General features: G+C 60.2%; 19 protein-coding genes. 5 read left to right on the top strand and 14 right to left on the bottom strand.

The features are described 5' to 3' along the window. Positions 1–52: 52 nt before the first annotated feature. From trkA to dusB, 6 genes are all read right to left on the bottom strand, one after another. Complete coding sequence (gene trkA, locus ACZ47E_RS05160) at positions 53–1,429, bottom strand: Trk system potassium transporter TrkA (RefSeq protein ID WP_004441664.1); 1,377 nt, start codon at positions 1,427–1,429, stop codon at positions 53–55. Between the two features lie 49 nt (positions 1,430–1,478). After that, positions 1,479–2,843 carry a nitrogen assimilation response regulator NtrX gene (ntrX, locus tag ACZ47E_RS05155; protein WP_004441661.1) on the bottom strand — a complete coding sequence of 455 codons (1,365 nt, stop codon included), beginning with the start codon at positions 2,841–2,843 and terminating at the stop codon, positions 1,479–1,481. Then, positions 2,833–5,094, bottom strand: coding sequence for a sensor histidine kinase NtrY-like (locus ACZ47E_RS05150; protein ID WP_035208859.1), 2,262 nt, complete (start codon positions 5,092–5,094; stop codon positions 2,833–2,835). Before ACZ47E_RS05150 ends, ntrX begins: the two co-directional genes overlap by 11 nt. Positions 5,095–5,244: 150 nt before the next feature. Next, the gene (ntrC, locus tag ACZ47E_RS05145) at positions 5,245–6,696 is read right to left on the bottom strand and encodes a nitrogen regulation protein NR(I) (protein WP_464016906.1); all 1,452 of its coding nucleotides are present in this window, start codon (positions 6,694–6,696) and stop codon (positions 5,245–5,247) included. Continuing rightward, positions 6,693–7,841 (bottom strand): two-component system sensor histidine kinase NtrB, encoded by a 1,149-nt coding sequence (locus ACZ47E_RS05140; protein ID WP_004441645.1) that lies wholly within the window; start codon positions 7,839–7,841, stop codon positions 6,693–6,695. Before ACZ47E_RS05140 ends, ntrC begins: the two co-directional genes overlap by 4 nt. Next, on the bottom strand, positions 7,838–8,854 hold the full coding sequence (gene dusB / locus ACZ47E_RS05135; protein ID WP_045534824.1) for a tRNA dihydrouridine synthase DusB: 1,017 nt from the start codon (positions 8,852–8,854) through the stop codon (positions 7,838–7,840). Before dusB ends, ACZ47E_RS05140 begins: the two co-directional genes overlap by 4 nt. Before the next feature lie 275 nt (positions 8,855–9,129). On the opposite strand from dusB, the gene ACZ47E_RS05130 reads away from it, so the two are divergent. Together ACZ47E_RS05130 and ACZ47E_RS05125 are read left to right on the top strand one after the other, a co-directional pair. Continuing rightward, the gene (locus ACZ47E_RS05130; RefSeq protein ID WP_278067511.1) at positions 9,130–10,317 is read left to right on the top strand and encodes a bifunctional 2-C-methyl-D-erythritol 4-phosphate cytidylyltransferase/2-C-methyl-D-erythritol 2,4-cyclodiphosphate synthase; all 1,188 of its coding nucleotides are present in this window, start codon (positions 9,130–9,132) and stop codon (positions 10,315–10,317) included. Continuing rightward, complete coding sequence (locus ACZ47E_RS05125; RefSeq protein WP_004441636.1) at positions 10,314–10,823, top strand: CinA family protein; 510 nt, start codon at positions 10,314–10,316, stop codon at positions 10,821–10,823. Before ACZ47E_RS05130 ends, ACZ47E_RS05125 begins: the two co-directional genes overlap by 4 nt. Here the strand turns inward: ACZ47E_RS05125 and ACZ47E_RS05120 are convergent. Together ACZ47E_RS05120 and ACZ47E_RS05115 are read right to left on the bottom strand one after the other, a co-directional pair. Further along, on the bottom strand, positions 10,805–11,257 hold the full coding sequence (locus ACZ47E_RS05120) for a type II toxin-antitoxin system RatA family toxin (protein WP_004441633.1): 453 nt from the start codon (positions 11,255–11,257) through the stop codon (positions 10,805–10,807). The genes ACZ47E_RS05125 and ACZ47E_RS05120 overlap by 19 nt on opposite strands. 9 nt (positions 11,258–11,266) lie before the next feature. Beyond that, complete coding sequence (locus ACZ47E_RS05115; RefSeq protein WP_278067414.1) at positions 11,267–11,836, bottom strand: P-loop NTPase family protein; 570 nt, start codon at positions 11,834–11,836, stop codon at positions 11,267–11,269. A 249-nt stretch (positions 11,837–12,085) separates the two neighbouring features. On the opposite strand from ACZ47E_RS05115, the gene ACZ47E_RS05110 reads away from it, so the two are divergent. The 3 genes from ACZ47E_RS05110 to ACZ47E_RS05100 all read left to right on the top strand — a co-directional run bounded on the left by ACZ47E_RS05110 (position 12,086) and on the right by ACZ47E_RS05100 (position 14,141). Then, a complete protein-coding gene (locus tag ACZ47E_RS05110; RefSeq protein WP_003496171.1) occupies positions 12,086–12,262 on the top strand; it encodes a hypothetical protein in 177 nt (58 codons plus the stop codon). A 125-nt stretch (positions 12,263–12,387) separates the two neighbouring features. After that, positions 12,388–13,122 (top strand): helix-turn-helix transcriptional regulator, encoded by a 735-nt coding sequence (locus ACZ47E_RS05105; protein ID WP_107339702.1) that lies wholly within the window; start codon positions 12,388–12,390, stop codon positions 13,120–13,122. Between the two features lie 89 nt (positions 13,123–13,211). Continuing rightward, positions 13,212–14,141 carry a DMT family transporter gene (locus tag ACZ47E_RS05100; protein WP_278067413.1) on the top strand — a complete coding sequence of 310 codons (930 nt, stop codon included), beginning with the start codon at positions 13,212–13,214 and terminating at the stop codon, positions 14,139–14,141. Positions 14,142–14,345: 204 nt separating this feature from the next. Here the strand turns inward: ACZ47E_RS05100 and lipA are convergent, their stop codons facing one another. From lipA to ACZ47E_RS05070, 6 genes are all read right to left on the bottom strand, one after another. Continuing rightward, on the bottom strand, positions 14,346–15,317 hold the full coding sequence (lipA, locus tag ACZ47E_RS05095; RefSeq protein ID WP_004441621.1) for a lipoyl synthase: 972 nt from the start codon (positions 15,315–15,317) through the stop codon (positions 14,346–14,348). Positions 15,318–15,419: 102 nt separating this feature from the next. After that, a complete protein-coding gene (locus ACZ47E_RS05090) occupies positions 15,420–15,668 on the bottom strand; it encodes a GlsB/YeaQ/YmgE family stress response membrane protein (protein ID WP_004441618.1) in 249 nt (82 codons plus the stop codon). A gap of 95 nt (positions 15,669–15,763) precedes the next feature. Then, complete coding sequence (gene lpdA, locus ACZ47E_RS05085; protein WP_278067412.1) at positions 15,764–17,209, bottom strand: dihydrolipoyl dehydrogenase; 1,446 nt, start codon at positions 17,207–17,209, stop codon at positions 15,764–15,766. A 57-nt stretch (positions 17,210–17,266) separates the two neighbouring features. Next, a complete protein-coding gene (locus ACZ47E_RS05080; protein WP_006697549.1) occupies positions 17,267–17,911 on the bottom strand; it encodes an SGNH/GDSL hydrolase family protein in 645 nt (214 codons plus the stop codon). Positions 17,912–17,923: 12 nt separating this feature from the next. Then, positions 17,924–19,294 carry a pyruvate dehydrogenase complex dihydrolipoamide acetyltransferase gene (locus tag ACZ47E_RS05075; protein ID WP_107339704.1) on the bottom strand — a complete coding sequence of 457 codons (1,371 nt, stop codon included), beginning with the start codon at positions 19,292–19,294 and terminating at the stop codon, positions 17,924–17,926. A gap of 14 nt (positions 19,295–19,308) precedes the next feature. Further along, entirely contained in the window at positions 19,309–20,730 is a 1,422-nt protein-coding gene (locus ACZ47E_RS05070) for a pyruvate dehydrogenase complex E1 component subunit beta (RefSeq protein WP_464016905.1), read from the bottom strand. Between the last annotated feature and the right edge of the window lie 11 nt (positions 20,731–20,741).

The raw sequence follows: 20,741 nt of genomic DNA, 5'->3' as shown, positions 1-20,741 counted from the left end.
GAAAACAGTCGAATGGGTACGAGTATTGACCCGTTTTCTGCCGTCGAAACAGTCAGAAATATTGTATCGAAACGCGGAAAAGCTGTTCCACGTCCCGCACCGCGTCGGCGGAGGCGAACAGTACGACGCGGTCTTTCGCCTTGATCTTGGTGCTCCCGTCCGGCCGGATGACCACGCCATCGCGATATATCGCGCCGATACGGACGCCTTCGGGCATTTCAACGTCACGAAAGGACTGACCGACGAGCGGTGACGTTTCCAGCGCCTCCGCCTCGATCACCTCTGCCGAACCGCGCTGCACGGCATAGACGGAGCGAATACGACCCTTGCGCACATGCTGGAGAACGCGGGAAATGGTGACCGCCCTCGGATTGATATAGGCGTCAAGTCCGAGCGAGTCGGCAACCTCGTGAAAGGAGGAACTGTTCAAAAGCGCGAGGTTCGACTTGCAGCCGAGTTGCTTGGCCATGACCGCAGCCAGGATATTGGTCTGGTCGTTATTGGTCAGTGTGACGATCAGGTCCGCGTCCTGAATGTCGGCCTGCATGAGAATTTTCTGGTCCAGCGCTGAACCATGCATGACGATGGTGTGGCTGAGCTGTTCCGATGCGGCAACTGCCCTGTCGCGATCCGCTTCGATAATTTTCACCCGCGTCTTTGGCTGCAACTCCTCGATCTTGCTGGCAACGAAGTGGCCGATATTGCCCGCGCCCGCAATAACGATGCGCTGCGCCTCCTGCTCTTCGTGACCGAACAGGCTGAGCGTGCGGCGGGCGTGTTGCCGCTGGCAGATGACGTAGGCAAGGTCGCCGACCCGCAATTGTTCGGAAGAATGCGCGACCTTGAGGAAACCATCCCGGTAGACACCCACAACCGTCGCGATGAGGTCTGGAAAGAGGCTGGAGAGTTGCTGCAACGGCGTATTGATGACCGGGCAATCCTCCATACATTCGATGGCCAGCATGTAGACCGTGTCGTCCGCGAAACGCACCACGTCGGTCGCGCCCGGAAAGGCGATGCGCCGCAGCACCATCTTGCCGACTTCAACTTCCGGCGAGATCGTCACGTCGATGGACATGTTTTCGCGGCTGAAGAGATCGGCATATTCAGGCTTAAGATAGCTCTGGTCGCGGATGCGGGCGATCTTGGTCGGCACGCTGAACAAGGCATGCGCAACCTCGCAGGCGACGATGTTGATTTCGTCATGCAGCGTCACGGCGATGATCATGTCCGCCTGGTCCGCTCCGGCCTTAGCCAGCATGTCCGGATGCGCGCCATGGCCGACGTAACCGCGGACATCAAGCGTCTCTGTGATGGCGGTGATCAAAGACGCGGCGGTATCGATGACGGATACTTCGTTGTCCTCGCGCGACAACTGTTCGGCGATGCCGTAACCCACCTGCCCTGCGCCGCAAATGATGACTCTCATGCTGTCTCTCTGACGGATAATCGGTTACGGCGACCTGGCCCCGGCCCCCTTATACGCCGAGAGATTTCAGTTTGCGATGCAGTGCAGAGCGTTCCATGCCGACAAATTCCGCCGTTCGCGAAATATTGCCCCCGAATCGGTTGATCTGCGCCACCAGATAGTCTCGCTCGAACATTTCGCGAGCTTCGCGCAAAGGCAGCGTCATGATGTGCTGATCGCCCTGAGCCGATATCTTCGGCAACATGTCGCCGATATCGGACGGCAGCATGTCAGCAGAGATCGGGGCTTCGCCGCCTTCGGGACGCGCCAGTATCATCAACCGCTCGATATTGTTGCGAAGCTGTCGGATGTTGCCCGGCCAGTCATGGGTCTGAAGAACGGCCATTGCGTCGTCGCCGATCTTGCGCGGGCGGATGCCAGCCTGTTCGGAAATCTGCCGCATGAACATGTCGACGAGGAAGGGAATATCCTCGCGTCGCTCGGACAGCGCCGGTACCTTCACCGGCACGACGGCGAGACGGTGGTAGAGGTCCTCACGGAACTGGCCCTCGGCGATCAGGCTTTCGAGGTGATGGGCCGTCGACGAAATGATGCGCACATCCACCTTCACCCGCTTGCCGCCGCCCACACGCTCGAATTGCTGGTCGACAAGCACGCGCAGGATCTTGTTCTGGGTCTCGCGGGGCATCTCGCCCACCTCGTCGAGATAAAGAACGCCACGATGGGCTTCTTCCAGTGCGCCCACCTTCCGGGGCTGTCCAGGCAGGCCTTCGGTGCCGAAGAGTGCAATCTCCATGCGATCCGGCGTGATCGTCGCGGCGTTAAGGGCAACAAAGGGACCTGTCGCCCGAGACGACTTTTTGTGGATCATCCGCGCCACCAGTTCCTTGCCGGAACCTGACGGGCCGAGAATCATGATTCGGCTGTTGGTGGGCGCGACCCGGTCGATGGTCTGGCGCAGCTGCGATACTGCAAGTGACGCACCGACAAGTTCAACCGCATCCCCCGTGCGCTTCTTGAGCTCCTGAACCTCGCGCTTCAGCTTGGAGTTTTCCAGCGCGCGTTCGGCAATGAGAATAAGGCGGTCAGCCTTGAACGGCTTTTCGATGAAGTCGAAGGCGCCGCGCTTGATGGCGTTGACGGCGGTTTCGATATTACCGTGCCCCGAGATCATCACGACCGGAATTTCGGGATGGCGGCTCTTGATCTCATCGAGCAGCGCCAGACCATCGAGCTTCGAACCCTGCATCCAGATGTCGAGAAAGATCAGGCGCGGCACGCGTTCCGAAATGGCGGCCAGCGCGCTGTCGCTGTCGAACGCCATACGCGTTTCATGCCCCTCATCGGAGAGAATGCCCGCCACGATTTCGCGAATGTCCGCCTCGTCATCCACGACCAGAATATCAGACGCCATATGCTGCTTCCTTGTTATTTTCGCCGCCGACCGCCTCGATATAGGGCAGCAGCACTCTGATCATGGCGCCGTGGCCATGATCGAACTCCGGCGGGGCATCATGGAGTTCCAGATACCCGCCATGCTCTTCGATGATCTTCTTGACGATGGCGAGACCAAGGCCTGTGCCCTTGTCCCGCATCGTCATATAGGGTTCGAGAATGCGGTGGCGATTTTCCACCGGCAGACCGCGGCCATTGTCGATGATGTCGGCCACAAAACGCGAGTTGGTCTCGTCGAAGGACGCGCGAACGAGGATCTTGCCCGGCCGCTTTTCGCCTTCCACCGCTTCGATGGCTTCCGTCGCATTCTTGATGAGGTTGCCAAAGGCCTGCCCCAGCATGCGGGCATCGAACATGCCCTCCAGCGGGGTGTCACCCAGCTCCGTCGTAAACTTGGTGTCCGCGGCGCTGATTTCCCGGAGAAACGCTGCGTCCTTCAGGATCGCCCGCAGGTCCGACTTTTCCTTCGTTGGCTTCGGCATACGCGCAAAAGCGGAGAATTCATCCACCATGCGGCCGATATCGCCGACCTGCCGGACGATGGTGTCCGTACACTGGTCGAAGACGGCGCGGTCGCTTTCGTCGATCTGCTTGCCGAAACGGCGCTTGATGCGCTCGGCGGAAAGCTGGATCGGCGTCAGCGGGTTCTTGATTTCGTGCGCGATACGCCGCGCGACATCCGACCACGCCGTCGAGCGTTGCGCGATGACGAGATCGGTGATGTCGTCGAGCGTGATGACGTAGCTGTCACGGCTGTCGCGGGCGTCTTCGCGCGTTACCTGTACATTCAGCGTTCGTTCCTTGCCACGCCGCATAATGTTGATCTGCTTGCGGAAGTTGCCGCGCGACCAGCTGTTGGCCTCGTTGACGACCTGTTCGATCTCAGGCGCGATCTCGGAGAGTTGTGCGCCAATGAGCTGTTCCGACGTTTGTGCGAGGAACTCTTCGCCCGACGGATTGACGATGGTTATCCTGCGGTTTTCGTCAACGCCGATAACCGCGGCGGTCACGCCTGACAGCACGGCCTCGATGAAACGGCGGCGATCATCGATGTCGTCCTTGGCCTCGATGATCTGCTCCTGCTGGCTGCGCAGTTCCGACACCATCTTGTTGAAGGTGCGGGACAAGCGACCGACGTCGCCATCGACAGCGCGAACTGGAACGAGGACATGCATGTTGCCGGTGGCAACGCTGTCTGCGGCGCTGATGAGAAGGCGGATCGGCCGCACGATACGGTCGGCCACCGCAATGGCCGTCCAGATTGCCGCGAGCAGCACTATCAGTGCAAAACCGAGATAGAGAATTGCGAAGGCGATCTGCAGCGGGGCGCGGCCTGCCTCCATAGCCTTGTATTCGGCGCGGTTCTCTTCCATCAGCCGCATCGCGCCCATCACCTTGGGATCGACCGCACGCACCGTATAAAGGAATGTGCCGCTGATGCCTTCGAGCTTGATGATGGCGCCTACGAGGTTGGTAATACCGGGCGGGATCAGCGTCGGCTGGCCGGCGGCCGCCTTTTCGAGCGCGTCATGCGGTATCGCGGGAAGCGGCTTTTCCGTCTTGATGTCGGCCTGGGCGACGGCGTCGCCATCCTCCTGCACGAGAAACGCACCAAGAAGGCCGCGCCCTTTCGCCTGGCGGGTCATAAGATCAACGAATCCGGTGCGGTCGAGATAAAAAAGAGCGCGGTTGCGGTCGAGGTCGGTCGCCATCGACAGGGTCTGCCCCTGGAGGTAACCGGCATTCTCCATCATGTATGCCTGGGCGATATTACTTGATGAATCGACGATCGACTGGGTGCGCAGCGAAAACCAGCGATCGAGACCGACGTTCAGCGTCAGGCTGGCGAAGATGGCGACAAGCACTGCGGGCGTGATCGCCACGATGGAGAAAAGCACGACAATGCGCACGTGCAGACGCGCTGCCGCCCTGCCCTTTTTGCGCGCTTTCAGCAGCCGGTTGATTTCGCGACCGATCAGGAAGATCAGGCCGATCACGAAGATCGAGTTGATGACGACGGAAGCGATGACCACATTCGATGTCGGCGCGATTGGCGTGACGCCCAGCAGCACGAAAAGCGTGATGATGGCGCACACGAGGGCCACGCCGGCGAGCACCAGCCCCGGCAGAGCGAAAGACATCCTGCGATCGGCGACCACCATGCCCGCTGCTTCGTCGGCAACGGCGTTTTCGGCGGCGGGTTTCCGCATGCACTACTCCCAATCGCTGGCCAGCCAGCGCCACAGTCATGAAGTCAGGCGAGGTTCGCACATGTGGGGCGAATCTCTGTCCTTCCTAGTGTTTTCCAAGCAACACAATGTGGCGAAAATGCAACGACAAATGCGGCCTTGTCAACATTCTCAGCTGGGGCGGGAGCTGCGATAGACGGAAACACCCAGCTCGCGGATTTTCTTGCGCAGGGTATTTCGGTTCAGACCGAGAAGATCGGCAGCCTTGATCTGGTTGCCGCGCGTGGCAGTCAACGCAGCCAGAATCAGCGGATACTCCAGTTCGCGCAGCACGCGGTCATAAAGGCCGGGCGGCGGAAGGCCATCGCCGAAGCTGGCGAAATAGTCCCGCATGTTTTCCTCGACCGCCTGCGAGATGGTGAGTGAACCGGTGCGCACGGCCATCTTGTCGAGCGGGCTGTCGGGAACATCCGATTGCAGTTCCTGCTCGATGATTTCGCGGGTGATGACTTCCTGCGGATAAAGCGCCATCAGTCGGCGGATCAGGTTTTCCAGCTCGCGCACGTTGCCCGGCCAGGCATAGGCCTTCATGACTTCAAGAGCTTCGGTCTCGAAACGCTTGCCTTCCAGGCCTTCCTTCTCGCCCGTCTGGATGAAATGGCGGACCAGATCGGGAATATCCTCGGCGCGGTCCCGCAGCGGTGGCAGGCGCAACGGCACCACGTTCAGGCGGTAATAGAGGTCCTCGCGGAACAGGCCCTGATTGATCGACTGCTTCAGATCCTTGTTGGTTGCCGCGACGATACGGACATCGGTGCGGATCGGCGTGCGTCCGCCAACCGTCGTATATTCACCCTGCTGCAATACGCGCAGCAGGCGCGTCTGGGCGTCCATCGGCATGTCGCCGATTTCATCGAGGAAGAGCGTGCCGCCCTCAGCTTGTTCGAAACGGCCGGTCGAGCGGTTCTGGGCCCCCGTGAAGGCGCCCTTTTCATGGCCGAAGAGTTCGGATTCAATGAGGTCACGCGGGATTGCCGCCATGTTGATGGCGACGAACGGACCGTTGCGGCGTTTGCCGTAATCATGCAGCGCGCGGGCCACCAGTTCCTTACCCGTGCCGGATTCGCCCGTTATCATCAGCGTCAGGTCGGTCTGCATCAGGCGGGCGAGAACCCGGTAGATTTCCTGCATTGCGGCGGAGCGACCGACGAGCGGCATGCCGTCCTGCATGTCGTCGTCCAGCTTGGCCGGCTTGCGCTTCGGCTCGGAGAGTGCGCGGCCGATGAAGGCGATCAGTTCTGTCAGGTCGAAGGGCTTGGGCAGGTAATCGTAGGCACCCTTTTCCGAGGCCTTGATGGCGGTCATGAAGGTGTTCTGAGCGCTCATGACGAGAACGGGAAGGTCCGGACGGGCTTTCTTGATGCGCGGCAGAAGGTCGAAGGCGTTCTCATCGGGCATGACGACATCGGTGACGACAAGATCGCCCTCACCTGCCGAAACCCAGCGCCAGAGCGTTGCAGCATTGGAGGTGATGCGCACGTCATAACCGGCGCGGCTCAGCGCCTGGTTGAGCACCGTGCGGATTGCGGCATCATCATCGGCGACGAGGATCGTAGCTGTCATTGGTCATTCCCTGTCGTGTTCGGCAAAGTGCTGTCGTCGAGCGCCACTTCCGGCGAGACGGGCATCAATACGCGGAAAGTCGTGCGGTGGTTCTGGCTGTCGCATTCGACAATGCCGCCATGGGCGCCAATCAGCTTGGCGACAAGCGCCAGACCGAGGCCCGAACCATTCGTCTTGGTGGTGATGAACGGATCGAAAAGATGCGGCAAGAGATCGGCGGGTACGCCCGGGCCATTGTCATGCACGCAGAATTCCAGCGGAAGCGAGATGCGCTCCCGGCTGCCGGCAACAGATAGTCGGATCCCGGGACGATAGGCGGTCGTCAGCACGATCTCGCCATCCGACTGATTGGCCACCGCTTCGGCCGCATTCTTGACCAGGTTGAGGAAGACCTGCACCAGCTGGTCGCGGTTGGCGTAGACCGGCGGCAGCGACGGGTCGTAATTTTCCGATATCTTGATGTTGCGGGCGAAACCGGCCTTGGCGATCGCCTTTACATGATCGAGAACCGAATGGATGTTGACCGGCACGCGATCCACCGGCCGCTCGTCGGAAAACACCTCCATGCGGTCGACCAGCGAAACGATGCGATCCGTCTCGTCACAGATCAGCCGGGTCAGCGCCCGGTCCTCATCCGCAACCGAGGTCTCCAGAAGCTGGGCCGCGCCGCGAATGCCCGACAGAGGGTTCTTGATCTCATGCGCGAGCATCGAGGCAAGGCCGGTGACGGAGCGGGCAGCAGCGCGATGGGTCAGCTGCCGGTCGATCTTGTCGGCCATAGACCGTTCCTGAAAGACGACGACGACCGATCCAGGCTCGCTGACGACGGGCGCGACATAAAGATCAACCAGCTTGTCCTGGCCGAGACGCGGCGAGCTCAGATCAACGCGATACTCATTGACCGGCGCGCGGCGCTCCCGCACCTGATCGATCAGGGCAAGCAGCGGGCTGCCGAAGGGGATGAAAGTGGAAACCCTATAGCGCGCGAGGTGGGAGGCGCTGGCGCCGAAAAAGGCTTCGGCTTCCCAGTTGGCGAAGGCGATAAAACCTTCGGCATCCACCAGAATGACGGGATTCTGCACCGCGTTCAGAACCGCCATGGCGAGCGGGTTCGCATCTGCAGGGCTGTGTTTATCAGCGCTCATGCGGCCTTCCTTGCGGCATCTTCGCCCGCATTTTCGCAAAGGGCGGAACGCAGCAGGTCTGCCACCTCCCCCGTCTCGCGCGATGTCATGATTTTTGCCTTGTCGGTCGTGGCGATACCTGGCGCGAAACGGTCGAGATACCAGCCGAGATGTTTGCGGGCATGCCGGAGGCCGGCTTCCCTTCCGTAAAATTCCAGCATCATCTCATAATGTTCGACGGCGATGGCGGGGATATCCTCTCGATGCGGCGCTGCATGCCCCGCGAGCACCGCCGGCAACCACGGCTGCCCCTGCGCGCCGCGACCGACCATGACGGCGTCCGCACCCGACCGCCGCAGGATTTCGCGAGCATCTTCCGCCGTCTCGACGTCACCATTGGCGATCAGCGGCACGGAGATCACCTCACGCACGGCGCGGATGGCATCCCAATCCGCCCGACCCTCGTAAAACTGCATGCGGGTGCGACCGTGAATGGTAATAAGGCGAACGCCTGCTGCTTCGGCGCGCCGAGCTATATCAGGTGCGTTAATGCTGTTTTCATCCCAGCCGAGCCGCATCTTCAAGGTCACCGGCACATCGACCGCATTGACAGTCGCCTCGATCAGCGAAAGCGCGTGATCGGGATCGCGCATCAGCGCCGAGCCGGAATAACCGCCCGTCACCTTCTTGGCAGGACAGCCCATATTGATATCGATGATACCGGCGCCATTGCCAGCGGCGATCTTCGCCGCCTCGGCCATGAAATGCGCCTCGCGTCCCGCAAGCTGCACCATGTGCGGAACCATGCCTGCATTTTTCAGCCGCGCCCAGGATTCCCCGCGATTGGCAACAAGCTCCCGGCTTGCCACCATTTCCGTCACCACGAGGCCCGCTCCATAACGCCAGGCGAGCTGTCGGAAAGGCAGATCCGTCACGCCCGACATGGGCGCCAGCACAGCCCGATTACGGATCGTGACTGAGCCGATGCTGAACGGTTCTGACAACTCCGGAAGGGCCAAATGATGATCTTTCATGCAGAAGGGTTATTTGCATTATTTTTAGACAGTGTTTGCGCAGTTGCCAAGCACTTTTAGAAGGTTGCACCTTTTATTTGCTGAGCGGCTGCCTGCCTGTTTTGCTGTCGGCGGCAAATTGTGCAGCTTCGAAGGCGCAGCAACGTCATCTCCTGCGCTTTGCGGGGCTGATGCCCGCCTTATCGGGCTGGCCATCGGGGTTTTGAAACGCTAGAGCATGACTGTCAACCACGAAGGGTTGCACGCAAAGCATACGACCAATGCAGGAACGTACTATGAAACTCGGCATCGTCATCGTGGCCGCGGGACGCGGGGAAAGAGCCGGCTCTCCCGAGGAGGGTCCGAAACAATATCGTCCGATCGGCGGCAAGGCTGTGATCGAGCACACTCTGTCGACGTTCCTCCAGTGGAAGAACGCTTCCCATATCGTCGTCGTGCGCCATGCGGACGATACGGCGCTGCTCACTCCGGTTCTCCAGCGACTTGATGCCGGGGAGCGCGTCACCACGGTTATTGGCGGCGTGACGCGGCAGCAGTCTGTTCTGGCCGGACTGGAGGCGCTTTCCCGCCACGGCCTGAGCCACGTGATGATCCACGACGCGGTGCGGCCTTTCGTTTCCGTCGATATGCTTGAACGTATTGTCGCCCTGCACCGGGAGGGCGCGGGCGGTGTTCTACCCGCCCTGCCCGTCACTGACACGCTGAAACGCGGCGCGGGCAATCGTGTCACCGACACGGTTTCGAGACAGGGCCTTTATGCCGCACAGACCCCACAGAGTTTCGACTATGCCGACATCCTCGCCGCGCATCGCGCTGCTGCCGCCTCGGGAAAATCGGATTTTACCGATGACGCGTCGATTGCCGAATGGGCGGGTCTGGCAGTAACATTGACCGAAGGTTCGGTCGATAATGTGAAACTCACTCTCAAGCGGGATATCGCCATGGCCGATGAAAAGCTCTCTCATGCAATGCCGGACGTGCGCACCGGGAACGGCTACGACGTACACCAGCTGGAGCCCGGCGAAGGCGTGACGCTGTGCGGCATATTCATCGAGCATGATCAGAAGCTCAAGGGTCATTCGGATGCGGATGTTGCGCTGCATGCGCTGACGGATGCCTTGCTGGCGACCTGCGGCGCCGGCGACATCGGTGACCATTTCCCTCCTTCCGATCCGCAATGGAAAGGAGCTCCTTCCCGCATATTTCTGGAGCACGCGGCGAAAGTGGTGCGCGACAATGGCGGCACGATCATGAATGCCGATGTCTCGCTGATCGCCGAAGCGCCGCGCATCGGGCCGCATCGGCAGGCCATGCGGGAAGCGCTCTCCGACATGCTCGGCATCTCGCTGGAGCGTTGCTCGGTGAAGGCGACGACCAATGAAACCATCGGCTTCGTTGGTCGCAGGGAGGGGATCGCAGCAATCGCCACCGCCACGGTCGTTTACAAGGGCAGACCGCTATGAGCCTGTTTCCAGCGGATATTGAAGGGCTCGCACGGCAGATCATTGCTGATTTTGCAGCAGACGGTCTCATGGTCTCGACCGCGGAAAGCTGCACGGGCGGCCTGATCGCGGGTGCGTTGACGGAGATTTCGGGCTCCTCGGCGGTGGTCGACCGCGGTTTTGTCACCTATACGAACGAGGCCAAGATGGACATGCTTGGCGTTGGCGCTGAAACGCTGACGGGCTTTGGCGCGGTCTCGCGGCAAACCGCACTGCAGATGGCGCACGGCGCCCTGTTCCGGTCACGCGCCGATTTCGCGGTTGCCGTTACCGGCATTGCTGGTCCGGGGGGTGGATCCGCCGAAAAGCCGGTGGGTCTCGTTCATCTGGCCGCCAAGGCCCGTCACGGCCGGAGCCTGCATCAGGAAATGCATTATGGCGAGATCGGCCGTACGGACATCCGTCTTGCAACGGTCAGGACGGCGCTCGAGATGCTGATCGCCCTCCGTCAGGCGGGATTGGTGTAGATCTTATCGGCGCGGGTCTCGAAAGCTTCTGCGAACATGCGGAAGGCACGGTCGAACATGGACCCCATGACTGCGCCCAAGAGGCGGTTCTTGAACTCGTATTCGATGAAGAAATGCACGTTGGAGCCGCCCTCGGCAGCATCGAAACGCCAGCGATTGTCGAGATATTTGAATGGCCCGTCGATATATTTGACGTCGATGGCCCGTTCCGCGGGATTGAGCAGAACCTGCGTGGTGAAGGTCTCGCGAATGGCCTTGTAACCCACGGTCATATCCGCCACCAGCAGCGTCTTGCCATCGCGCTCCTTGCGGGAGCGCACGGTAAGTGCTTCGCATAAGGGCAGGAACTGCGGATACTTCTCCACATCGGCGACGAGGTCGTACATGCGGTCCGGCGAGTGTTTTACAAAACGATGCGTTTCGAACTTGGGCATGAGCGGCAGTTAATCCTCGATGTGCAGAAGATCAAGAAGGCGGCGGAGTTGTTTTCGGCTTTTCAGCTGCCATACCGGCACGTCCGGCCCATAGAGATCGAAATTCTGCTCGAAAAGTGGTGCGTGTCGCCGCTCGAAATTCCAGATATAGCGCAGGAATTCGCGGTCCAGTCGCTCAGGGCAGCCCTGCGCCATTTCCGGTCGCGCCTTGCCGTAGCCTTTCACGATTCGGCTGATGGCACCCCAGAGACAGAGCCAGCGCGGCATGCGAACCCAGATCACGATATCGGTTCTCGGCAGACGCAGATCAAACGACGAGGGATTGCTGCCATCCATCAACCACCGCTCGCCGGCAACGAAGTCCGCGATCCTTTCACGCTGTTCCGCACGCGGGCGCAGTTGCCAGCCCGGCAGCCAGAAAATCTCCCGGTCCATCGAGATATATTCCAGTCCAAAGCGCCGCACGAGCTTGCGCGAGAGCGTGGACTTGCCACCGCCGGAACAGCCGACGATCATGATGCGGCGCGCGCCAGCGATGATGGCGGCCGCATCATCCGTCTTTTCGAGGTAGTTCGGCATATTCTGAGCCCCATTCGAGCGCTACGCGTCCCTCTGCCGTCTGGCGATCGCTTTCAATCGATATCCGGGTGGCGCATGGCAGTTACGGAAAATTGACTATTGCAACCCCTTGCGGGGGATTGCTATTTATTTGCGACTAATATTACACCCATTGGATGCAACGGCGCTGGAAGCTCCCTATTTCGCCCAGCCTATTCATCCTTGGGTTCAGACCCGATACATAACCGCTTTGAGCCACTGAGTGAGCCGATGGACGATTTTTCCAACATCATCAACCTTCTCGAATCCGCCAAACAGCTTGCATCGATGAACGGCATGCCTGTGCTCGCCTATCTGATCGACGTCGCCAAATGCGAGGCGAGAGAAAACAAGCCGGTTCTGCGCAAGCGCAAGCGCGGCGAATCGACCGCCAAGGAAGACTGTTAATTGCCGGCGCCTGGCCGACCGATAAAGCCGGCTGGCCCAATCTTCAAGACAATGTCATAATCACCCAATGAAACCGGCCGCTTTTCCAGGCGGCCGTTTCTTTGCCCAATGGAAACGACAGCGTCATGACAGCCGCATCAGCCGACATCAGAACCTACAGACAGGAAAGACCGAAGGAGCGACACGCATTCGTTCAAATCGTTCTGCCGGTCTCCGGCTGCCTGCGTATCGATGTGGCAGGACGGCAAGATGAGTTGTCCATCGGGCGCGGCGTCTTTATCCACCGCGATCTTCCACATACCCAGGAAGCCACGGCCATCAATCATTCGCTGGTGGTGGATATCGATGAATGCGTGATTCCCGAACAGACGCTTGAAAAATTCGCTCACGCGCCCTTCCTCTATATTGCGCCTGAGACACGTCAATTAATCGCCTATATGCGCAGCCTGGTTGGAACGGATGGACGCCGTGACGATATTGCCGCCATTTGGGCGCCGCTGCTGGTTGACAGCCTTGCCAACAAGAAGGGCGATGTGCGCCAGCGCCTGCGAAAGCTGAGCGGGGTCGTGAGGGCCGAGCCCTTCTTTCCCTGGACGATCGAGATGCTGGCCTCTTGCATGACGCTCAGCGACAGCCGCCTGCATGCGCTGTTTCTCGAAGAATTCGGTGTTCCGCCGCATCGGTGGCTTTCCGGGTTGCGCATGGAGAAGGTGTGCGCCCTGCTCAGCAACTCCGTCATGCCGATTTCCGAAATCGCCCTCAGGGCCGGTTTTTCCGACCAGACGGCGCTGACACGAGCCATGCGCCTTGCGGTGGGAGAGACCCCCGCCGCGTATCGCCGCCGCCACGGCATTCATTAGAACGCTCACATTCGTCAGGAGTTTTTGTCAAGACAGCCGCAACCGCCTGTGGCACATCGCTGACAAATGTGAATGCGGATGTGATGGACATGAACAGGACTGGTCTCGGTGTTTTTTACGGCATAATGGCGGGTGCGCTCTGGGGCGGGATATTTCTCGCTCCGAAACTCGTGCCGGATTTTTCCGCCCTGCAGCTTTCCACGGCGCGCTACCTGACCTATGGGCTGATTTCGCTGGTCATCATCGGGCCACGCCTCAAACAAGTGTCGGCGCGGTTTGGCGCGCGCGAATGGTTGGCGCTCGGCTGGCTGAGCTTGATCGGCAACATCGCCTACTATGTTTTCATCTCGACCGCGGTGAAATTGAGCGGCGTCGCCTTCACCTCAATCATCATCGGCTTCCTGCCTGTTGCCGTTACCATCATCGGCAGCCGCGACCACGGCGCCGTATCGCTGAAGCGGCTGTGGCCGTCGCTTGCCTTCGGCGCGATAGGCATTCTCGGCATCTCATGGCAGTCGCTGACGGAAAACGATGCGGGTCTGGATATTTCTCGTGTCATCGGCCTTGCCTGCGCGCTCGGGGCGCTGGCTTCATGGACGGCTTTCGCCGTAGGCAATGCCCGCTGGCTGTCGCGCCTTCACGATGTGAGCGCCGATGACTGGAACATGATGACGGGTTTAGTGACCGGCGGGCTTGCGCTGGCGCTCGCCATCCCCGCCTTCGCACTGGGTGGAGAAAGCCACAGCACGGGCGACTGGCTGTATTTCGCCGCCATCGCCGCCGGGCTCGGCTTCACCGCGTCCATCCTCGGCAATGCCTTCTGGAACCGTATGAGCCGCATGCTGCCGCTTACCATGGTTGGGCAGATGATCCTGTTTGAAACGCTGTTTGCGCTGCTTTACGGCTTTCTCTGGGAAGGGCGTGGCCCGACGCTGGTCGAGGTCCTGGCGATCTGCTCGGTCGTGCTGAGCGTCGTGCTCTGCATGCGGGCGCACAGGCCTGAAAAGGTTGCGGCGTGATCGGCCTGAAGGCCAAAAACAGACGATTGCATTGATCCACGGCGCCGCGTCTCACGCACCGTCATCCTCGGGAATATCCCAAGGATCTAGTCACCCATTGTCATTTCCATAGGTTGCAGATGCTCGGGGCAGGCCCGAGCATGACGATGGTGATAACATGAAGACTTCAAATCTCAATGCCGTATTGACGAACCTTTGCGTCGCTTACTCCGCAGCCGCCAGCAACTTCTTTTCGCGTGCCGCACGCAGGCGTTCGAAATCGTCACCGGCATGGTGGGAAGAACGGGTCAGCGGGCTCGACGAAACCATCAGGAAGCCCTTGGTGTAAGCCACCGTCTCGTAGGACTTGAATTCCTCCGGCGTCACGAAAGCCTCGACCTTGTGGTGCTTGCGGGTGGGCTGCAGGTACTGGCCGATGGTCAGGAAGTCGACGTCAGCGCTGCGCAGATCGTCCATCAGCTGCAGCACTTCATTGCGCTCTTCACCGAGGCCAACCATGATGCCCGACTTGGTGAACATGGTCGGATCGAGTTCCTTCACCCGTTGCAGAAGGCGCACCGAGTGGAAATAGCGCGCACCCGGGCGGACCGTGAGGTAGTTGCCCGGAACCGTTTCCAGATTATGGTTGAAGACGTCGGGCTTTGCGGCAACGACACGTTCCAGCGCGCCGGGCTTCTTCAGGAAGTCGGGCGTGAGGATTTCGATTGTGGTCGTGGGAGAGGCTGCGCGGATCGCCCAGATCACCTTTTCGAAATGTTCAGCACCGCCATCGGCGAGATCGTCACGGTCGACGGAGGTGATGACGACGTGGGAAAGTCCCATCTGCTTGACGGCCTTGGCGACATTTTCCGGCTCATTCATGTCGAGCGGATTGGGCTTGCCGGTCGCGACGTTGCAGAAGGCGCAGGCACGGGTGCATATTTCACCCATGATCATGAAGGTCGCGTGCTTCTTGTCCCAGCACTCGCCGATATTCGGACAGCCGGCTTCCTCGCACACGGTCACCAGCTTGTGGCTGCGCACCAGTTCTCGCGTCTCGTGGTAACCCTTGGAGGTCGGCGCCTTGACGCGGATCCATTCGGGCTTGCGCATCACCTCGGTATCAGGCTTGTGCGCCTTTTCCGGGTGGCGGATACGCTTTTCGTCAGACGACGTCCTGTCGAGAATAGTGACCATAAAAACCTGCTTCCATCGCCCTTGGCGATCCAGACATCTTTGGTGCGATGCTTTAGAACAATTCCAGAAAAAGCGTAAGCCCCTTCCGGTCACGACGCGTTGTCAGCGCCGCACGAGCTTAGCCACGAACAGCAACAGGCTTGCGCCGATGAAGGCGGTAACGAAATAACCGAGCCTGCTATCCTGCACGAAAACATCGAAGGTTCGCAGCACCGCAACAGCGACCACCGAACCGACAATGCCAAGGACAATGTTCATGAAAATGCCGAAACGCATGTCCATGAGCTTGCCGGCAAGCCAGCCGGCGAGACCGCCGATGATGATTGCTGCAATCCAGCCTACACTTTCCATTCCCACGCTCCCTGAAATAACAGCCCGCCTTAAGGCTGTATCGAGACATATGGGACACCCGGCATGGTTAGACAATGCCGGGCATCACGCGGCACTTATGCGTTCAGCACACGTCCATAGGCATCGAGCACGCTTTCCTTCATCGATTCCGAAATGGTCGGATGCGGGAAGATCGTGTGCATCAAATCTTCTTCTGTCGTCTCCAGATTCATAGCGACGACAAAGCCCTGAATGAGTTCGGTCACTTCCGCCCCGACCATATGCGCGCCGAGCAGCTCGCCGGTCTTCTTGTCGAAGATGGTCTTGACCATGCCCTGATCTTCACCCAGCGCGACAGCCTTGCCGTTCGCCGCAAAGGAGAAGCGGCCGACGCGGATATCGCGGCCCTGTTCCTTGGCCTTGGCTTCGGTGAGACCGACAGAAGCGACCTGCGGGTTGCAATAGGTGCAGCCGGGAATCTTCAGTTTGTCCATCGGGTGAACATTCGGCAGACCGGCGATCTTTTCGACGCAGATGACAGCCTCGTGCTCCGCCTTGTGGGCAAGCAGCGGCGGACCTGCGACATCGCCGATGGCGTAGATGCCGGGAACGTTGGTCTTGCCGTAACCGTCGATGACGATGAAGCCGCGATCGGTCTTCACGCCGGCAGCTTCGAGGCCGATGCCTTCGATATTGGCAACGACCCCAACGGCAGAGATCATGCGATCAGCCGTGATCTCTTCGGAAGAACCGTCCTTCTTCTCCAGCGTCGCGGTGACGGAGTTTGCGCCCTTTTCCACCTTGGAAACCTTGGTTTCCAGATGGATCTTCATGCCCTGCTTTTCGAGTTGCTTCTTGGCGAAGGTGGAGATTTCCGCATCTTCGACAGGCATGACCTGGCTCATGATTTCGACAACGGTCACGTCCACGCCCATGGTGCGGTAGAAGCTGGCGAATTCGATGCCAATCGCGCCGGAGCCCATGACGAGCAGCGACTTCGGCATTTCTTCCGGCTTCATTGCCTCGAAATAGGTCCAGATCAGCTTGCCATCGGGCTCAATGCCGGGCAGCGCGCGCGGGCGGGCGCCCGTGGCGACGATGATGTGCTTGGCTGTATAAGTACCCTCGCCCAGCGTGTTCTTCGGAACCGGACCCTGCGGCTGCACCACCGGCTTGGTGGACTTGCCGACCACGATTTCGCCCGGCTTGGTGATCTTGGCTTCACCCCAGATGATATCGACCTTGTTCTTCTTGAACAGGAAACCGACGCCATTGTTCATGCGGGCTGCAATGCCGCGCGAGCGCGCCACGATTGCCTTGACGTCAGGCTTGATCGAGCCTTCCAGCGTCAGGCCGTACTCCTTGGCGTGGGTGGCGGTGTGCATGACATCGGCTGTGCGCAGCAGCGCCTTGGTGGGAATGCAGCCCCAGTTGGAGCAGATGCCGGCCAGATGCTCACGCTCCACGACGGCAACCTTCATGCCGAGCTGGGCTGCGCGGATCGCGGCAATGTAACCGCCCGGTCCCGAACCGATGATGATGACGTCATATGATTGAGCCATTGGAAATCCTGCCTTGTCCTATCGGGTCGCGAGCAGCGCCACGACCGGGAATTGTTCTTAAAGTCCGAGCATCATGCGGACGACGGGCTCCAGCCCCCGCCCGATGGCCCGCGTATTTTCAGCATCGAGATGAACGCCATCCACCGGCGTCGTTCGGGCGACGGAACCCGCATCGAAAAAGCCGCAATCAAGCTCGTCGGCCAGATCCCGGTAAACGGACGCCAGCATCGCCGATTCATCGATCGCATCGCGAAAGATCGCGCCCATGAACGGATTGGCCGTCTCACACAGCTGCGGCGGTGCGACGATCAGCACGTCAGGCGCCTCCCAGTCCGGCACCTGCCAGATGTGGTTGCGCGTGAGCTTCACCAGCCTTTCGACACCCTTCATGGCAACGATCGCCGATCCGTGGATTGACGGCTTCAGGTCGTTGGTGCCGAGCATTATAATCACCAGATCCAGCGGCGCATGGCTGTGCAACAACGTCGGAAGAACCCGCGCGCCGTTGCGGTCGCAATCGGCGGTGTTGTCGTCATAGGCGGTGGTGCGACCACCCAGACCTTCGTGAATCACATGCACGTCAGGACCGAGCGCCTTCTGCAAGACGCTCGGCCAAAGATCGTCATGGCTGTGCCGGCCACCCGTTTCCGCATTTGATCCCCAGGTGAGAGAATCGCCAAAGCAGAGGACCGACTTCACCATCTTACTCTCCGATCAAACCAGCATGCCCATCGGGTTCTCGATGTAGCGCTTGAAGGCGCCGATCAGTTCGGCTCCGAGCGCGCCATCGACGCAACGGTGGTCGGTGGAGAGCGTGACCGTCATGACGTTGGCGATCTTGATCTCGCCATTCTTGACGACAGCGCGTTCTTCACCCGCGCCGACCGCCAGGATGGTGGCATGTGGCGGGTTGATGACGGCGGAGAAGCTTTTCACGCCCATCATACCCATGTTGGACACGGCGGTCGTGCCACCCTGATATTCCTCGGGCTTCAGCTTGCGCTCTTTCGCGCGCTTGCCGTAGTCCTTCATCTCGTTGGAGATGGTGGAGAGCGACTTCTGTTCGGCCTTGCGGATGATCGGCGTGATCAGGCCACCCGGAATGGAAACGGCGACGCCGACATCCGAATGCTTGTGCTTGACCATGGCGCTCTCCGTCCAGGAAACGTTGGCGTCAGGCACGTCACGAAGGGCCAGCGCCAGCGCCTTGATGACCATGTCGTTGACCGACAGCTTGTAGGCCGGCTTGCCGTCCTTTTCAGGGGCTGCGGCGTTGAGCTGGGCGCGCAGCGCCAGAAGCGTATCCAGTTCGCAATCGACCGAAACGTAGAAATGCGGAACGGTCTGCTTGGATTCGACCAGACGCTTGGCAATGACCTTGCGCATGCCGTCATGCGGCACGAGCTCGTAGGAGCCCTCTTCGAACAGCTTGAGAACGGCTTCGTCCGACTGGCCCTTGGCAAGCGCCGGAGCCGGTGTGCCTGCGGATGCAGCAGCGGCGGGAGCAGCCTTTGCACCGCCGGAAGCCGCAGCTTTTTCGACGTCGGTCTTGACGATACGGCCATGCGGGCCGGAACCGGAAACGGCCGAAAGGTCGAGACCGGCTTCCTTGGCGAGACGACGTGCCAACGGCGAAGCGAAGATGCGCTCGCCGGACTTGGAAACCGGCGCTGGCGTGGACGAGGCAGCGGGCTGGTCGGCAACCGGCTTTTCAGCCTTCGCCGGGGCAGCCTCTTCCTTCGGCGCTTCCGCCTTGACGGCGTCCTGCTTGGGGGCCTCCGTCTTTGCCTCAGCCTTGGCGGGAGCGGCATCGCCGCCCTTTGCCGCCTCGGCCACATCTTCGCCATCGGCGGCGAGGATTGCGATGAGGGCGTTGACCTTTACGGCTTCCGTGCCGGCCGGAACGACAAGCTTGGCGACGGTGCCCTCGTCGACGGCTTCCACTTCCATGGTCGCCTTATCGGTCTCGATCTCGGCGATCACGTCACCGGGTGCGACCTTGTCGCCTTCCTTGACCAGCCACTTGGCCAGATTGCCCTCTTCCATCGTCGGAGAAAGGGCAGGCATGGTGATGTTGATAGGCATCGAAACGCCTCCCCTTACTTGTAGCAGACGGTTTTGACGGTCTGGACGACTTCATCGACATTCGGAAGCGCCAGCTTCTCCAGATTGGCCGCATAAGGCATCGGAACGTCCTTGCCGGCAATCGTCAGGATCGGCGCGTCGAGATAATCGAAAGCAGCGCGCTGGACCTGGTTGGAGATGAAGTCACCGACCGATGACTGCGGGAAGCCTTCTTCGACAGTGACGAGACGGCCTGTCTTTTTCACCGATTCGATAACGGTCGGCAGGTCCATCGGGCGGATGGTCCGCAGGTCGATCAGTTCGACGTCGATGCCGAGCTTTTCGAGTTCCGCAACAGCCTTCACCGCATAGGTCATGCCGATGCCGAAGGAAACGATGGTTGCGTCCTTGCCCTTGCGATGAATGCGCGCCTTGCCGATCGGCAGCACGAAATCATCGAGCTTCGGCACTTCGAAGCTCTGGCCGTAGAGAATTTCGTTCTCGAGGAAGATGACCGGGTTCGGATCGCGGATGGCGGCCTTCAAAAGACCCTTCGCATCGGCAGCCGTATAGGGCATGACGACCTTGAGGCCCGGAATATGGCTGTACCATGCGGCGTAACATTGCGAGTGCTGGGCCGCAACGCGGGCAGCAGCACCCGAAGGACCACGGAACACCATCGGCGCGCCCATCTGGCCGCCCGACATGTACAGGGTCTTCGCTGCCGAGTTGACGATCTGGTCGATCGCCTGCATGGCGAAGTTGAAGGTCATGAATTCGACGATCGGCTTCAGGCCGGTCATGGCTGCGCCGACGCCGATGCCGGCAAAGCCGTGTTCGGTGATCGGGGTGTCGATGACGCGGCGCTCGCCGAATTCCTGCAGCAGGCCCTGGGTAATCTTGTAGGCGCCCTGATATTCGGCGACTTCTTCACCCATGATGAAGACTTTTTCATCGGCGCGCATTTCTTCGGCCATGGCGTCACGCAGCGCTTCACGCACCGTCGTCATCACCATTTCGGTGCCTTCCGGAATGTCCGGGTCAGCGGCAACGTCGATCTTGGGCGCTGCCGGAACCTTCGCGGCTTCCTTGGAAGCGCTCGGCTCTTCGGTCGCTTCGCGGGTCTTGCCGCCAGCGGCATCAGAACCGGAATTGGCAGCTTCGGCCTTCGGCTCTTCCTTCTTGGCAGAGGAAGAGATGTCGTCGGCGCTTTCGCCTTCCTGGATGAGCACGGCGATCGGGGTGTTGACCTTGACGCCTTCGGTGCCTGCATCGATCAGCAGCTTGCCGATGACGCCTTCATCCACGGCTTCCACTTCCATGGTCGCCTTGTCGGTTTCGATTTCCGCGATGACGTCGCCGGAGGTGACCTTGTCGCCTTCCTTTTTAAGCCATTTGGAAAGCGTGCCTTCCTCCATGGTCGGGGAAAGGGCGGGCATAAGAATTTCTACAGGCATGGGTTTCCCTT

This window comes from Agrobacterium sp. 5Ca39 (genome assembly GCF_055382365.1).
The sequence above is the reverse complement of the archived record's forward strand: the minus strand, read 5'-3'. Positions and strand labels throughout refer to the sequence as shown.